We start from the raw sequence: 16,505 nt of genomic DNA, 5'->3' as shown, positions 1-16,505 counted from the left end.
TTAAAAATCAATATCTTAATAATTCTTTCTGCTGCAATATATGCGCCACTCAGCAAAAAGGGACAGCTATTCTACACGCGAAGTGGGTTTGGGACAAATTTCAAACAGTTGCCCGAGGAGATTTGGTAGGTAATAGCCCATCAACTAAACAAGCTATCTACTTGTTTTGAAACTATTTTTTACTTTTAATATCTATTTTTACGCCTTGAATACTTCTGGCCCAAGGCTTCACGTTTTTCAGCTCTTTTGGCAATTTTCTAATGGCTGCATTCGCAATATCTCTATTAGCAAACTTCCCATGCACTACAACATGCCACGGCAGCCCTTTATATATTGTAGAGAAGTAGTAAAAATCACTCGGTTTCTTTTGAGATTTAACAAAACCTAGCGCACTTTCTTCAGATCTAGCACCCAGCATCTGTAATGTATAACCTTTGTCAGGCCAATTCATCAACGCTTGTTCACTTTCACTCAATTCTGTTGCCAATACATTAGGCTTTGTCTCTTGAAGCTTAACCTTTGAACTCGGTGGTGTAACAGGAGGTTGAGTTTCGCCACTCGTCTGCACAACTTCTCTAAGGTCTTTCTCTAACTGAACCGTATCGACTTTAGTGATTTTCAGCTTAGTAGTAGGAGGCTTTGAACTACTGTCGACTTGAGAAATACGGTTAATTTCCTGACCTTGCTTAGACTGTACTTCCGCAATACCTGGCTTTACATTTTCAACCAATTTAGGTTGAACTGTAGTTTTTATTTTATCTTCCTGCTCTTTTAATCGCGCAGAAAGATCTTCTCTAACAGGGGCAATTTTTTCAACAGCCTTTTCAGGCCGGACAGCCTTACCTGTCTTGCTGCTATCAATTTGGATTGCTTCAGCTTGCTCAGCGGTTGCAGGTACGACTAGAGGAACAGATACTCGTTCATCCACAGCCACTTGATGATCACTAACAGGCTCTTCTGGCATAAACTTCCACAAAGAAACCCCAACAATTCCGATCAGAACAATTCCAATACCCATCATATGAATCGCTGGCAGAGGGAATGCTGTTTTCTTTCTAGATGGAACAGTAATTTTCCCACCAGCAAGAAGCGTTTCTATTCGCCCTGGCATACCACCAGAGAGGGAAATTAAATCTGATTTCTTCTTTTCGGGTAGGGAAGTAAGAGCTGGGTGACAGATCTGAAGGTACTCAGCAGCCTCATCATCAGACATACCCTCAATAGCCACATGATGAACACGTCCCTCCATTGCTTTGACAAGGTCTGTATCCAAAACAGCTTCTGCATAAGACGGTTCAGACATCAAAATTAACTGCGCACCTGCTGTATGCAGATTTATCAGTAATTCAAATGCTTCATTAGATAGATATTCCGCATCATCAATTAGAATCAGGCATTTCTGGCCAGCGGAATTGAGCGCTTTTAATTGAAGATTAAATACTTTGAATTGGTCGGCAAACCCTGTGCCAGTCGAATCATGACTTGGTAATTGACTAACAAGGGATTCAAGGAGCTTCTGCTGCGATAATTCAGCTTCTGGCTTTATAAAACAGCTACAAAGAGTTGTATCACCCTTTTCTGGATGGAGTTGATCCAATAAAGTACTTTTTCCTGCACCTCTATCGCCTGATACTAACAGCAAAAAATCAGAAAATCTGACTAAGTGCTTTAATTTATCCAATAGTTGAAGGCGACTTGGCGGTTCAAAGTATATATTTGACTTCATCAGACAGGATCAACTCTTAAAGCATTAACTAACAACAGCTACCTAATTTTTTACCCGCAGATAAGGTTTGGTCTAATAACTCTGCAGGAAAATCTGAAGTTACAATTGCTCTACCTACTTCTTGAAGCAATACAAGACGAATACTGCCATCAACAACCTTTTTATCCACAATCATCAGATCTTTAAAAGTATCAATACCCATAGATTCAGGCGGACATACTGGAAGATTAACCGCTTCAAGTATATTCCTTATCCGATCAACATCTGAAGATGAGATCCAACCTAAACGACAAGACAGATCTGCCGCCATCATTGTTCCTGCGCCAACAGCTTCGCCATGAAGCCATTCGCCATAGCCCTGATCAGCCTCAATAGCATGACCAAAAGTATGCCCTAGATTCAGCCACGCACGAATACCAGCTTCTTTCTCGTCTTGTGCAACAACCTCTGCTTTTACAGCGCAAGAGCGGTAGATTGCCTGCTCCAGAAGATCTGACTGCAATCCCATCAGCCCATCAATATGATCTTCTAGATAACATAGGAAAGCTTCATCATAGATCAAACCATACTTAATCACCTCTGCCATACCTGCAGACAGCTCTTTTTCTGGGAGTGTATTTAAAACATCAGTATCGATAACAACACATTGAGGCTGATGAAAGGCTCCGATCATATTCTTGCCTTTCGGGTGGTTCACGCCGGTTTTACCGCCAACAGAAGAATCGACTTGAGAAAGCAAAGTTGTCGGCACCTGAACAAAGCTTACCCCACGCTGATAACAAGCAGCAGCAAAGCCTGTCATATCACCGATAACTCCACCACCTAGTGCGATGAGCGTTGTCGTTCTGTTATGACGATTTTCTAATAATGCATCAAAGATCGTATTGATCTGATCCATATTTTTATACTGTTCACCATCAGGCAAAATGACCGTATCTACTTGAAACTGGCCTGTAAGTGTTTTTTGTAAGCGTTCAAGATATAAAGGCGCAATCGTTTCATTCGTTACTATTAGGACTTGCTTGCCCTTTATATACGGAGCCATAAGCCCCTGATCTAGTAAACCTTGCCCAATAAAAATAGGGTAACTACGATCACCCAGATCAACTTTTAATGTTTGCATAGGAAATTGCTTACTCCGCTTCAAGCGGTGACTTTGCCTTTAATTGTTTAATGATGTCACTTGCGACAGTTTTTGGGTGACGCCTATCTGTTTTGACTATTATGTCAGCACAATCAAGATATAGGGGATGACGCTCGGCCATAAGTGACTCCAGCACAGCCCGAGGATCTTCTGTTTGCAGCAAAGGTCTATTTTTGTCGCGAGAGGTTCGATCTAACTGTTGATCCACTGACGTCTCCAAATACACTACCGTCCCATTCGATTGCAATACAGCTCGATTTGCGGACCTTAAAACGGCTCCTCCACCAGTGGACAGGACAATAGACTTCTCTACCGACAGCTCCTTAATGACGCTTTCTTCTCTATCCCTAAAACCTGACTCACCCTCAACATCGAAGATCCAAGGGATATCGGCACCGGCACGGTCTTCTATTTCACGATCAGAATCAACAAATTCTAATTTTAATTCTTGAGATAACAAACGGCCTATGGTGCTTTTTCCAGCTCCCATAGGCCCAACGAGAAAGATGTTCAATTCACACAACCTTTCTTACAATTTCACTGTGAAGTTAATGAATTTCTTACCACCTTTGGTGTAATAAAAATCAACAACTCAGTTTTTTCTGATTTATTTTCTTTATTACGGAAAAGCGCTCCCATAATAGGAAGATCACCTAGTAAAGGAATTTTACCCATCGCTTCACTAGTCTCATTCTTAAAGACACCTCCCAGCACGATAGTTTGCCCATCTGGAACTACGACCGAAGTTGTCAGCTCATTATTGTCAATACTTAACTCACCATTTGGTAACACTGAACCGATTGAATCTTGTTTTATTTCCAAATCCATGGCAACTCTATCACCAGGATTAATACGCGGTGTAACATCTAATTTTAACACCACATCTTTGAATTGAATGCTTACTTCACCATCTTCAACCGTCTGGTAAGGAATTTCAGAACCTGACTCAATTGATGCTTTTGTACCATTTGTCGTCATAACTTTAGGCTGAGAAATCACTTCCGCCTTGCCATCAGTTTCTAGCGCACTTAATTCTAGAGCCAACAGAGAGCTCGACCCAGGCTTAAATCCTATAGCAATAGCTCCTGCATTAGCTGCTGTAGCTCCTAAATCCACCTGTAAACCAGCTGTGGTAGGAGGGGCACCAAAGTCAATTGAGTCATAAGTATCATTGACGATCCAGCCTTCTCCATTGTTATTTATATCGTTATAGCCAAAGCCCCAACGTACACCTAAATCTTTTGTAACACTAGATCTAGCATTCACTAAACGCGCCTCAACCAGAACTTGCTCTACTTCTACATCAAAACGTCTTAGCGTATTCCGTATAGCTTCAATATCCGTCTCCGTCCCTTTAACCATCAAGACATTAGTTTCATCATCTGACATAACAAAACCGCGTTCCGAGATTAACTTCGCTTTTTCAATAGCATCGAGCATGACTGAAGCTTTGCGATATTCAACTTGGATATACTCAGTGCGTAGTGGCGCCAATTGTTCTACTTTTTTAGAGCTTTCTAACTCTTCTTGTTCCCGTTTTGCAATTTCATCTGCAGGAGCGATTAGTAAGACATTCCCTACTGTTCTCTGATCTAAACCTTTCGTTTTTAGAATAATATCTAACGCCTGATCCCAAGGTACGTTTTTTAATCTAAGAGTGATGCCCCCCCCAACAGAATCACTTACAACTAAATTTAATTCAGCAACCTCAGCTATTATTTGCAAAACGGATCGAAGTTCCACATTTTGAAAATTTAAATCTATAGCCTCACCACTAAATGGGAATAACTCTTTTTCACGCGTCTCTTTTTCAGCAGCACTTAACGGTTTGAAATCCAACACTAGTTTATTATCTGTTTGGTAAGCCAAATATTCATAAGGTTCAGCACTAGGTTTAATAAGAATACTTGTACTCCCTCCATTAGCCATAGCATCAATAAACATAACAGGCGTAGCAAAATCTTGAACATCAACTCTCTGTTCTAGTGCTCGAGATAGATCTGCACCAAGTAAATTAACTACGACGTTATTACCCTCTTCCTGTATATCAACCCCAGCCTTATCATCAGAAAGAGTAATGCTTACTCGTCCTATACCACCTTCTTCCCTCTCAAAGTCCATACCAACAATACTCGTGCGATCAGAAACCATACCTGAAGCACTCTCTAAACCAACCTGAGATTTGGTAACCATACTTTCCGAGGCTACTGGAACCTTATTAGCCACATCACCACCAGATTGAATAACAACGAAGAGACTATTTCCTTCTGTGAATGTTTTGTATGAAGATGGCTCAACAAGACTCGTAACTATACGCAACCGCCCATCCGTTTGCGCAAAGTTTACATTATCAATCTGACCGGTTTTCACATCCAAGGAACGCCTACCTAAGCCGTTTTCCACACCCCATAGATCCATAACGAGTCTAGCCGGCTGATTTATCATATAAGCTTGCGGCGAAGGTGGCGGGGTATCAAAGTCGAACTTGAGTTCCACTTTCCCACCAGGTAATGCTACAAAATTAACCTGTTTCATTTGAACTTCAGCTACCGACCACTGTGATAAGAACAAACTAAAAACAGCTACAAACAATAGATATATATTTTTATGCTTCATGTTTGTAAGGAAAGTATTCATGGGGACCCGAATTTTCACAATAATATCCCTTATTCTGGCTCATTCAAGGCAAGGCTACGAGTGCGTTTCATCCAGCCACCGCGGCCATTTTCAATTATTTCAATTATATTTATTTGCAACTCATTTAAAGAGATTATTTCGCCATGATCTAACCCCATATAATCACCTACTGTGACTCTATGTATTTCTGAATTTTGATCCTCTACCAAAGCCCAGAGGCGATTACCTTCTCTCTGATTGATCGTTCCCACCATATTGATATCATCAAGCGCAAACGATTCTAAATAACTTTTCTCTCTCTCTAAATCAGGTGTAAGCTCTCCAAACAAAGCATCCTCAGCCACGCTCTCATTTTCGTTAGCAAGTTCAATCGCCCTAAAAGGCTCTCTTAATGAAGCCCCTTCATATACAAAGCTATTATATGGCTTTGACTCTGGCAAAGGTTCTATTTTCCCACCTTTAATGTTGTTTGTCTTAGCTACATACTTTTGCAGATCAGTCGTATCATTAACCCAATCAACACAACCCACCATAAAAAAAGCAACCAAAGAACAGAAAACAAATCTAATTATTTTCTTCATTTTCTCCTCCTCGTTTTACGTTTCTTTTTCTTGGGTTTTGGTGCAGTATCATCGTACCGATAGGTTTTAGCCTCAATGTTCATTGATACACCTGCACCCAGAGGCTTAATAGCGTAATTATGCATAGTCACAATTCTAGATAAACCGGCAACTCCACTTACAAACTGGCCTAACTGATGATATGAACCGGATACTGAAATCTTGATTGGCAACTCTCGATAAAAATCTGCTTTTTTTTCAGGAGCTAATGCAATTGATCCAATATTCAGCCCTGCCGAAGTACCTAAATTAGTAATATCATCCAATAAACCAGGAACTTCCTTTTCTGTCGGCAATTGTTTCAAGAGTTCTTTAAAACGCCCTTCAACATCCTTCATTTGTAGTCTAAGAGCTTCCAAATTAGCAACTTGTAGAGCTTTGCTTTTATACTGCTTTTTTAGACCTTCTTCCTTAGAAATAACTCGTTTCAATCCATCTTGCTTATCTGCAATATAGAAATACACCCCACCTGCCATTATAAGAACAACAACCAAAAGATAAGAGATAACTTTAATACCTATCGGCCAATTACCTGCACTAGAAAAGTCCATATTCCCTGGGTCGAAACCCTTGAACGCGTTTTTAAGCACCTCCATTATTTACTCCCTTTATTCTCTTTTGGGGTAATTACCGGTAATGACAAAGAGAATTCATTCAAACCGCCTTTCGATAAGTTAACTTTACTTAAAGCTGGCTCACCAAACCATATTGAGGAATCAATATTTCGCATAAGGCTTGAAACATCCAGTTTATCTTCTGCCAACCCTTTGATACCTATATTATTCCCTTTACGGTTCAAACTAGAGTAATAGATTCCATCTGGCAAAACCTTTACCAACTCATCAAAATTTCTCACTATAATTGGCCGAGATGCTTGCAACTGCTGTATTGCCTCTAATCGTGCTAGCAACCGCTTCTTCTTTTCCTTTAACTCTTTAATCTCTTTAAGTTTTTTATCTAATTTAGCGGCTTCGGCTTTAAGATAATCATTCCTTTCAACCTGCCGATCATGCATCACATCAAAATAATATCCTATTGCTAGAACAATAAACCCAGCAAAGAAAGCAGCACCGCACAAATTTATTAAGAAACGTTTCTGGCGCTCTTTGGACTTTTCTTCACGCCAAGGCCTTAAATTGATTGTAGCCATAATCTATTCCTTGCCCTCAAATCCACGCATTGCCAATCCACATGCTTTTATCAAAGAAGGTGCATCACGTTCTAATCTTGTGCGATTTACACGCGAACCAATTGACATATTCAAGAATGGATTAGCCATATCAGCATTTATACCTAGTTCTTCAGCTAACTGATCAGCAAGCCCCTCAATAGTTGCAGTTCCTCCTGAAAGAAACAAACTGGAAAGTTCACTATGCGCACCAGACGAATAAAAAAATTGAAGGGATCGAGATACTTGTTGCGCGACTGTTCCCCTAAATGGTAAGACCACCATTTCTTTAATTTCAGCAGACAATTCATCAAGCCTTAGGGACTGTTCAACTTCTTCGACACTCATTCCATACTGCTGGTGAATTGTATTAGTTAAATCATTTCCACCAAAAGCCTGTTCACGACTGTAAACAATCTCTGTACCTTTAAATACATTTAAAGTCAGCGTTGCTGCACCAATATCGACAACACCAACCAAATCAGATTTGCCTTTATGCTCAGTTGATATCAATGGAAAAGCCCTCTCAACAGCAAAGGTATCGACATCAACAATAGAACAATTTAATCCTGTATTACTAATTGCATCTTCTCGCAGCTCAACATCAGTTTTTCTACAAGCCACGAGCAAAACGGTATTCAAGCCTTCATTTCCATTAACAGGCCCTAAGACTTCAAAATCTAGTGCCACTTCATCTAATGGATAAGGAATAAATTGATCAGCTTCGATCTTAATTTGTTCTTCAAGCTCAAATTCCGAGAAGACATTACTCATTTCAATGCGTTTAGTGATTACTGCAGAAGCCGGCACAGCAGCAATAGCTGACGACAGCTTAACTCCAGCTACCTTTACAGCCTTTTCTATTGTTTCAGCCACTTCCCCAACATCCTGAATGTTGCCATCAATGACCGCAGTAGGAGGTAACGAAACCACAGCGTAAGACTCTAGAGTATAACTACCACTATTTTTCGAAAGGGCTACTAATTTAACGGATGATGAACCCACATCCAGCCCAACTAAATTACTTGACTTGTTCCCCAAAAAGCCTAACACAAATATATTCCCTAATTTTTCCCTGCGTTAATGTGTATTTAGTACACTTGGCCCACTCTAACCGACATTAAAAAGCAAATTAATATTTAATATCTGCTAGAGGATCAACACCACCTATCTATATAATAGACCCAAATCAATTTTTCATTGTATCAGAGTAGCATGTCAGCTATGGTTTCGCTTTTCAAACTTTTGTTTAAACTAGGTGTTTTTTGCACATTCCTAGGTGCACTTTCGCTTGCAGGCGTCTATTACTATTTCGCACCAAAACTACCTAATACCAATTCCCTTAAAGAAGTTCAGTTTCAAACCCCTTTAAGAATTTTTTCTAAGGATGAAAAGCTCATCGCCGAGTTTGGTGAAAAAAGACGCACACCGATCAACTTTAAAGAGATCCCACCTCAATTTGTTCAAGCATTAACAGCTGCCGAAGACAGCCGTTTCTTTGACCACTTCGGCATAGATATTAAAGGCCTATCCCGAGCGGCATTTCAACTAGCATCAACAGGCCACATCCAAAGTGGTGGCTCTACTATCACCATGCAGGTAGCTAAGAATTTCTTTCTAACCCGCGAAAGAACATTTACTCGAAAGTTCATGGAAATTCTACTCGCACTTAGAATCGAACAGGAACTTAGCAAAAAAGAAATCTTCGAGCTTTATATCAACAAAATCTACTTAGGCCACCGCTCATACGGCATACAAGCAGCGGCTAATGTCTATTACGGCAAGAATATCGAAAACTTAAGTCTTGCTCAGCACGCAATGATTGCAGGCCTACCTAAAGCACCTTCTGCATTTAATCCAATCACAAACCCCAGCCGAGCAATAGAGCGCCGAAACTGGATACTAAAGCGCATGCATGCCCTTAGTTTCATCAACGATCAACAACTTGAAGAAGCTACTGCAGCTCCCGTTACAGCCAAATATCATACTAGCGATATAGAATTACGTGCTTACTATGTTGCCGAGATGGTTAGAAAAAAACTATACGAACAATTCGGTGAGAACTTATACACTGATGGCTATAAAGTGTACACAACACTTGATAGCAAACTTCAATCATCAGCAAACATCGCCGTGTCTAATGGCTTAGTAGCATATTCAGAGCGACATGGTTATTTAGGAGCTGAAGATAAGTGGGATATCACCAATATCTCATTTAAAGAGCTACAGAAAAGATTAAACAAGGTAATCTCCTATCACACCCTCCGACCTGCTGTAGTCCTATCAATCAACGACAAATCTGCTGAACTACTCTTAAAAGAAGGTCAAAAAGCGATCTTAGAATGGGAAGGCATAGCTTGGGCCAAACCTTATAAGTCAGTTAACCACACAGGAAAAGCACCAAAAAAAGCTAACGACGTCTTACAGATAGGCGACTTAATTCGTATAAGAGAGAAAGAAGGCAAACTCCATCTTACGCAAACCCCTAAAGTTCAGGGTTCTCTTGTTGCACTAAACCCTAAAGATGGCTCTATCGTATCACTCGTTGGCGGATTTAATTTCACTCACAACAAATTCAATCGCAGTACTCAAGCCATACGCCAACCAGGCTCTAACTTCAAACCCTTTATATATGCTGCAGCCTTGGCTAAAGGCTACTCAGCCGCTTCACTAATAAACGACGCACCCATTGTCTTCCACGATAAAAACCTAGAGGGTAACTGGCGACCAGAGAATTCTAGTAGAAAATTCTACGGCCCAACCAGACTCCGCGAAGCCCTTTACAAATCTAGAAACCTCGTATCTATAAGATTATTAAGAGCTATTGGTATAGATACAGCACAGACTTATTTAGATTTAGCAGGCTTTGACCGTACCAAGTTGCCAAACAATCTATCTCTATCTCTTGGCAGTGCAGATGTTACACCATTACAGCTGGTAACTGGCTATGCCGCTTTCGCCAATGGAGGCTTCAAAATAGAGCCCTACTTCATTCAGCGTATAGATAATCAATTTGATGAAAATCTATTTACAGCTGAGCCAACTATTGCCTGTAAAATAGATTGCAAAGTAAGTAACAATCAAAAACTAGCTCCTCAGATTTATAATGAGCAAGTAACATTCCTTACATACAATATAATGCAAGATTCCATCCGCAAAGGCACTGCACGTAAAGCCTTAGTATTAAATCGGGATGATATTGCAGGAAAAACAGGTACAACCAATGACCAAAAAGATGCTTGGTTCTCTGGATTCAACCAAGACTATGTTGCTACAACGTGGGTAGGTTTTGACCAACCCCAAACACTTGGCCGACGTGAATTTGGCGGGACTGCCGCATTACCTATCTGGATAGACTTCATGCGCGACGCCCTAAAAGACAAGGCTGAGAACGCTCCAAATCCACCTGAAGGAATAGTTAGCGTCAAAATCGATCCCCGTAGCGGACAATTAGCTTACCCTGGACAGGATGATTCTATCTACGAATACTTCCGTAAAGAAAATATTCCAACAGGTTATGCTACTCCTAGCAACTCAGGAACTAAGAATGCTGAAGAAGAGCTTTTCTAAAGCGCCTTATTCTACAGCAATAAAAAAACCGCTCTTAGGCGGTTTTTTTATTGCTTAAACTTAAGTAGATTTAAGCGATTTTTGGATCTAACTCACCGCTCTCATACTTCTCGGCCATGTTTTCCAGAGAGATCGCAGTGATCTTCGACGCATTACCTGCGGTGCCGAAAGCTTCGTAGCGGTTCACACAGATTTCAGTCATCGCTTCCATCGATTTCTTCAGGTATTTACGTGGGTCGAACTCAGCAGGGTTTTCAGCCAGGAAGCGGCGGATCGCACCAGTAGATGCCAGACGAAGGTCAGTATCGATGTTTACCTTACGCACACCGTACTTGATACCTTCAACGATCTGCTCAACCGGCACACCGTAAGTTTCTGGAATTTCGCCACCGAATTCGTTGATCACAGCTAGCCACTCCTGAGGTACAGAAGAGGAACCGTGCATTACCAGGTGCGTACCTGGAATACGTTCGTTGATCGCCTTGATGCGGTCAATCGCCAGAATGTCACCTGTTGGCGGACGAGTAAACTTGTATGCACCGTGAGATGTACCACAAGCTATTGCCAACGCATCTACTCCAGTCTTCTTAACGAAGTCCGCTGCTTCATCTGGATCCGTCAGCATCTGGTCGTGAGACAAAGTACCTTCGGCGCCGATACCATCTTCTTCGCCCGCTTGACCCGTTTCTAGGGAACCTAGGCAACCTAGCTCACCCTCTACAGAAACACCGCACGCATGCGCCATTTCAACCGTACGGCGAGTTACATCAACGTTGTATTCATAGCTTGATGGTGTTTTACCATCAGACATTAGGGAACCGTCCATCATTACAGAGGAGAAACCCATCGCGATAGTACGCTGACAAACCGCAGGAGACGTACCGTGGTCCTGGTGCATACATACCGGGATATGCGGGAATTCAGCAATCGCCGCTTCGATCATGTGACGCAGGAAGTTAGAACCCGCGTATTTACGTGCACCGGCAGATGCCTGAACAATCACTGGAGAGTTAGTTTTGTCTGCCGCTTCCATAATAGCGCGCATCTGTTCCAGGTTGTTCACGTTGAATGCTGGAATGCCGTAGTCGTTTTCAGCAGCATGATCCAGCAGCTGACGCATGGAGATCAGAGCCATTTTGTCACCTTTAAATATCTGTTAACTTCATCGAAAGACGGGGATAGGCAGAGTTTACCACCCATCCATTATTAAAATTAGTGCTTAAGCGTTTTTAGCTTCCAGAGCAGCTACTGCAGGTAGCTTCTTACCTTCAACAAACTCAAGGAACGCACCACCACCAGTAGAGATATAAGATACCTTATCTGCAATATCGTATTTATCCACAGCTGCTAAGGTGTCACCACCGCCCGCGATAGAGAAACCTTGGTTTTCAGCGATAGCTAGAGACAACGTCTTAGTACCTTCACCAAACTGGTCAAATTCAAATACACCAACTGGACCGTTCCAGATGATTGTTCCTGCATCTTTTAGCAGTTCAGCTAGATTCTGCGCAGATTGAGGACCAATATCCAAAATCATGTCATCTTCAGCTACATCATCAACAAATTTAACCGTCGCTTCAGCCGTTTCTGCAAACTCTTTCGCTACAACAACATCCACAGGCATCGGGATGTTTACTTTCGCAATTAGGTCTTTAGCTACTGGAATTAAATCGTGTTCGCACAAGGACTTACCCACAGGCTTACCCGCTGCTGCAAGGAAAGTATTTGCAATACCACCACCAACGATCAACTGATCAACTTGGTCGGATAGCGCTGTTAGCACTTCAAGTTTCGTCGACACTTTAGATCCGCCAACGATCGCTGCAAGCGGACGAGCAGGCTTATCTAGTGCTTTACCTAATGCATCTAGCTCACCCGCCAGTAGAGGACCTGCACAAGCTATTTCAGCAAATTTTGCCACGCCATGGGTCGACGCTTGAGCACGGTGTGCCGTACCGAATGCATCCATAACATAAACATCACACAATGCAGCCATCTTCTGAGATAGCTCTTCATTGTCTTTCTTTTCGCCTACGTTGAAGCGAACGTTTTCCAGCAACACAAGATCGCCTTCAGCAACTTCAAAGCCCCCGCCCAACCAATCTTTAATTAGTGGAACTTCGCGGCCCAACAAGCTGCCAATATGGTTAGCTACAGGCTGTAGAGAGAACTCTTCGTTATATTCACCTTCCGTTGGTCGACCTAGGTGAGACATGACCATCACCTTAGCACCTGCTTTAAGTGCCAGCTCAATAGTCGGCAATGATGCACGGATACGCGCATCTGAAGTTACTTCACCATTTTTCACTGGTACATTTAGGTCTTCGCGGATCAGAACGCGCTTGCCGCTCAGATCCAGTTCGCTCATTTTCAGTACGCTCATTGACGTGCCCTACTTAAGTTTTTAAATATTTAAATCAGGAATTCGTTTCTTTAGCAGCTAATTCTTCTTCGCTGCCTAAAGCTAACCAGTGCTGTGCTACATCTAACATACGGTTAGCAAAACCCCATTCATTATCAAACCAACATACAAGCTTGATTAGACGCCCCTCAGACAATTTGGTCTGGGTGCCATCTACCACCGCGGAACGGGAATCGCGGTTGAAGTCTACCGAAGCATGAGGCTCTTCGGTATAACCTAATAGTCCCTGTAACGGTCCTTTGATAGAGGCACGCTTCAGGATTTGATTCACCTCTTCGACACTGGTCGACTGCAACACATTAATTGAGAGATCCATCATTGACACATTAATCGTGGGAACTCGAACATGCAGGCACTGAAATTTACCCGCGAGATGCGGTAAAAGACGGTCAATACCCTTATCTAGACCTGTATCTACTGGTACGATCGAATGCATAGCACTTCGAGTTAGGCGCAAATCAGTTTGATGGTAACTATCGATAACCGGCTGATCATTCATCGCGGAATGAATCGTGGTCGTAACACCGTTTTCAATCCCAAGCTGTTTATCTAGTAGATCTAGTACTGGGATAATACAGTTTGTAGTACAAGAAGCCGCCGAAACAACTGTATGGCTTGAACGTAATAACTGTTCATTAAGGCCAAATACGATGGTTGCATCCACTTCATCAGTCGCCGGTTGAGAAAACAACAAGCGTTGCGCACCGCTATGCAGATGCAACTGAGCTAGAGAACGAGCTTTAAACGAGCCAGAGCATTCAAAAAGAAGATCAATGCCCAAATCAGCCCAAGGCAGATCCTCAGCATCAGATTCATTCAGAACCTGAATAGTGTCGCCATTGACCAGAAGCTGTTTGCCATTATGTTCAACAGATACAGGAAAGCGACCATGAGTCGTATCGTAGCGGGTCAGGTAGGTTACCGTTTCAAGATCGGAGAGCTCATTAATTGCAACAACCCTAAACATATCTTGCAATCCATTTTCATAAATCGCGCGTAGGACGCACTGGCCGATACGACCATAGCCATTAATTGCAACGCGATAACTCAATCTAGAACCCTACCCTAAAAATAAAAAGACCCGGAACCCCGGGTCTTTTTACGTGTTCGATTAAAGAACAGATTTAACCGTTTCAACTACGTTTTCAGTAGTGAAACCGAAGTGTTTGAACAGCTCACCTGCAGGCGCAGATTCACCAAAGGTACGCATACCTACGATGGCACCATTCAAACCAACGTACTTGTACCAGAAGTCAGCCTGCAGCGCTTCAACCGCAACACGTGCAGTAACAGCCGCTGGCAGCACCGATTCACGGTATTCCGCAGACTGCTGATCAAACAAACCTGTTTCAGGCATTGAGACAACACGTACTTTCACGCCTTCAGCAGCAAGCACTTCAGCGGCATCCATTGCTAGGCCTACTTCAGAACCTGTAGCAATCAGGATAGCATCTGGCTGACCATCTGTATCACGCAAGATGTAACCACCTTTCGCAATGTTTGCGATCTGCTCTTCAGAACGAGATTGATGCGGCAAGCCCTGACGAGAGAAGATCATTGCCGTTGGGCCATCTGCACGCTCAAGCGCAGCTTTCCAAGCTACTGCAGATTCAACTGCATCACACGGACGCCATGTGCTCATGTTTGGCGTGTGACGTAGGTTAGCTACTTGCTCAACAGGCTGGTGAGTCGGACCGTCTTCACCCAGACCAATAGAATCATGCGTGTAAACGTGAATAGTACGTTGCTTCATCAGTGCAGCCATACGTACTGCATTACGCGCGTATTCCATAAATACAAGGAAGGTCGCACCGTAAGGGATGAAACCACCGTGCAAAGCGATACCATTCATGATCGCAGACATACCAAATTCACGTACACCGTAGAACAGGTAGTTACCAGAGGCATCGTTTTTCTCTACACCTTTACAGCCAGACCATAGAGTCAAGTTAGAACCGGCTAGATCGGCAGAGCCACCTAGTAGCTCAGGTAGAAGAGGACCGTATGCATTCAGCGCATTCTGAGATGCCTTACGAGAAGCGATTGTTTCACCTTTCTCAGCAATTTCTGCGATGTAAGCATCAGCTTTTTCTGAGAAATCAGCTGGCAGTTCGCCAGAGATACGACGAAGTAGCTCATCCGCCAGTTCAGGGAACTCCGCACGGTATGCAGCGAAACGTTCGTTCCACTCATTTTCAGCGTGAATACCTGCTTCCTGTGCATTCCAATCTTCAGCAATCTCGGAAGGAACTTCAAAAGCAGGATGAGTCCAGCCCAGACGCTCACGTGTCAGAGCGATTTCATCATCACCCAGTGGTGCACCGTGGCAGTCTTCCTTACCTTCTTTATTAGGAGAACCAAAACCGATAATTGTTTTACAGCAGATCAGCGTTGGCTGTTCTGTATTTTCTTTTGCCTGCTCGATCGCTGCGCGAATCTGATCAGCATCGTGACCATCAACACCTGGGATCACCTGCCAACCGTAAGACTCAAAACGCTTAACGTTATCGTCGGTGTACCAGCCTTCAACTTCACCGTCGATCGAGATGCCATTGTCATCCCAGAACGCGATCAGTTTGCCCAGACCCAGCGTACCTGCCAGAGAGCAAGCTTCGTGAGAGATACCTTCCATCAAGCAGCCATCGCCCATGAACACATAAGTGTTGTGGTCAACGATCTCATGACCTTCGCGGTTGAACTGAGCCGCCAGGGTTTTTTCTGCAACAGCAAAACCAACTGCGTTAGTGATACCTTGCCCCAGAGGACCTGTTGTCGTTTCAACACCTGGGCAGTAACCGTATTCAGGGTGACCTGCTGTTTTAGAGTGAAGCTGACGGAAGTTTTTCAGGTCTTCGATCGATACATCGTAGCCAGTCAGGTGCAGCAGGCTGTAAATCAGCATAGAGCCATGACCATTGGACAGTACGAAACGGTCGCGATCAAACCACTGCGGGTTAGTTGGGTTGTGCTGCATGAAATCATTCCACAGCACTTCAGCGATATCCGCCATACCCATTGGGGCACCCGGGTGACCAGATTTAGCTTTCTGTACGGCATCCATGCTCAGCGCGCGAATCGCGTTGGCAAGTTCTCTACGAGAAGACATTAACTCAGCTCCTGGGCGTTTTGCCCAAAATTGAAGGTTCAGGAAAAAATTGGGCGCAATTTTCTCGCAGATAGAGGAAACCTTCAAATAAGAATTGCACTTTAAGGGTAAA

General features: G+C 42.9%; 13 protein-coding genes. 1 reads left to right on the top strand and 12 read right to left on the bottom strand.

Annotated elements, in window-relative coordinates; translation table 11 throughout:
- Positions 1-172: 172 nt before the first annotated feature.
- Genes ACMXYO_RS01645 through pilM form a run of 8 tightly spaced genes read right to left on the bottom strand, consistent with a single transcriptional unit; the run spans position 173 to position 8,348 of the window.
- Positions 173-1,726 (bottom strand): AAA family ATPase, encoded by a 1,554-nt coding sequence (locus ACMXYO_RS01645; RefSeq protein ID WP_415886715.1) that lies wholly within the window; start codon positions 1,724-1,726, stop codon positions 173-175.
- Positions 1,727-1,754: 28 nt separating this feature from the next.
- Positions 1,755-2,849, bottom strand: coding sequence for a 3-dehydroquinate synthase (aroB, locus tag ACMXYO_RS01640; protein ID WP_415886713.1), 1,095 nt, complete (start codon positions 2,847-2,849; stop codon positions 1,755-1,757).
- A 10-nt stretch (positions 2,850-2,859) separates the two neighbouring features.
- The gene (gene aroK / locus ACMXYO_RS01635; protein ID WP_415888123.1) at positions 2,860-3,360 is read right to left on the bottom strand and encodes a shikimate kinase AroK; all 501 of its coding nucleotides are present in this window, start codon (positions 3,358-3,360) and stop codon (positions 2,860-2,862) included.
- Positions 3,361-3,407: 47 nt separating this feature from the next.
- Positions 3,408-5,507 carry a type IV pilus secretin PilQ gene (gene pilQ, locus ACMXYO_RS01630; RefSeq protein ID WP_415886712.1) on the bottom strand — a complete coding sequence of 700 codons (2,100 nt, stop codon included), beginning with the start codon at positions 5,505-5,507 and terminating at the stop codon, positions 3,408-3,410.
- A 29-nt stretch (positions 5,508-5,536) separates the two neighbouring features.
- Positions 5,537-6,088, bottom strand: a complete 552-nt coding sequence (locus ACMXYO_RS01625) for a pilus assembly protein PilP (RefSeq protein ID WP_415886711.1) — start codon at positions 6,086-6,088, stop codon at positions 5,537-5,539.
- Positions 6,085-6,723: a type 4a pilus biogenesis protein PilO gene (locus ACMXYO_RS01620; protein WP_415886710.1), complete on the bottom strand. Its 639-nt coding sequence runs from the start codon at positions 6,721-6,723 to the stop codon at positions 6,085-6,087. The genes ACMXYO_RS01625 and ACMXYO_RS01620 overlap by 4 nt, the downstream gene beginning before the upstream one ends.
- Positions 6,723-7,277, bottom strand: a complete 555-nt coding sequence (locus tag ACMXYO_RS01615; RefSeq protein WP_415886709.1) for a PilN domain-containing protein — start codon at positions 7,275-7,277, stop codon at positions 6,723-6,725. Before ACMXYO_RS01615 ends, ACMXYO_RS01620 begins: the two co-directional genes overlap by 1 nt.
- 3 nt (positions 7,278-7,280) lie before the next feature.
- Complete coding sequence (pilM, locus tag ACMXYO_RS01610; protein ID WP_415886708.1) at positions 7,281-8,348, bottom strand: type IV pilus assembly protein PilM; 1,068 nt, start codon at positions 8,346-8,348, stop codon at positions 7,281-7,283.
- A gap of 162 nt (positions 8,349-8,510) precedes the next feature.
- Between pilM and ACMXYO_RS01605 the strand changes: the two genes are divergently transcribed.
- A complete protein-coding gene (locus ACMXYO_RS01605) occupies positions 8,511-10,865 on the top strand; it encodes a penicillin-binding protein 1A (protein WP_415886707.1) in 2,355 nt (784 codons plus the stop codon).
- A gap of 70 nt (positions 10,866-10,935) precedes the next feature.
- Here ACMXYO_RS01605 and fba read toward each other — a convergent pair whose 3' ends face one another.
- From fba to tkt, 4 genes are all read right to left on the bottom strand, one after another.
- A complete protein-coding gene (fba, locus tag ACMXYO_RS01600; RefSeq protein WP_007021912.1) occupies positions 10,936-12,000 on the bottom strand; it encodes a class II fructose-bisphosphate aldolase in 1,065 nt (354 codons plus the stop codon).
- An 84-nt stretch (positions 12,001-12,084) separates the two neighbouring features.
- Positions 12,085-13,248: a phosphoglycerate kinase gene (locus ACMXYO_RS01595; RefSeq protein ID WP_415886706.1), complete on the bottom strand. Its 1,164-nt coding sequence runs from the start codon at positions 13,246-13,248 to the stop codon at positions 12,085-12,087.
- Between the two features lie 34 nt (positions 13,249-13,282).
- The gene (locus ACMXYO_RS01590; protein WP_415886705.1) at positions 13,283-14,338 is read right to left on the bottom strand and encodes a type I glyceraldehyde-3-phosphate dehydrogenase; all 1,056 of its coding nucleotides are present in this window, start codon (positions 14,336-14,338) and stop codon (positions 13,283-13,285) included.
- A gap of 60 nt (positions 14,339-14,398) precedes the next feature.
- Positions 14,399-16,393: a transketolase gene (gene tkt, locus ACMXYO_RS01585; protein WP_415886704.1), complete on the bottom strand. Its 1,995-nt coding sequence runs from the start codon at positions 16,391-16,393 to the stop codon at positions 14,399-14,401.
- Between the last annotated feature and the right edge of the window lie 112 nt (positions 16,394-16,505).

The organism is Neptuniibacter sp. QD37_6 (genome assembly GCF_047778085.1).
Taxonomy (GTDB): Bacteria; Pseudomonadota; Gammaproteobacteria; order Pseudomonadales; family Balneatricaceae; genus Neptuniibacter.
This window is presented reverse-complemented; position numbering and strand designations above follow the sequence as displayed.